Genomic DNA, 243 nt, shown 5'->3' with positions numbered 1-243 from the left:
TTCTCCACTGATTTACTATAAAAGTAGTAAATAAAAGTTCATTGACATATTGAGATAAGAAATAATAAAAAGTAGAAAGCGTTTTTTGTTATAAGCAGTAATGCAGATAATAAAAGACAAAAAAAAACGGTCATAATTGATTTTATGATTGGTACAATAAGCAAAATAAGGGCGTATGGGGGATGCCTTGGCTCTCAGAGGCGATGAAAGGCGTGATAAGCTGCGAAAAGCTACGGGGACGGG

1 rRNA gene is annotated in these 243 nt (G+C 35.0%); it reads left to right on the top strand.

Annotated features, from left to right (window positions below):
• Positions 1 to 155: 155 nt before the first annotated feature.
• Positions 156 to 243, top strand: a 23S ribosomal RNA gene (locus ACHRV5_RS22535); the annotation flags it as partial.

The sequence above is a fragment of the Flavobacterium sp. FlaQc-52 genome (genome assembly GCF_044007495.1).
GTDB classification, from domain to species: domain Bacteria; phylum Bacteroidota; class Bacteroidia; order Flavobacteriales; family Flavobacteriaceae; genus Flavobacterium; species Flavobacterium cupriresistens.
The sequence above is the reverse complement of the archived record's forward strand: the minus strand, read 5'-3'. Positions and strand labels throughout refer to the sequence as shown.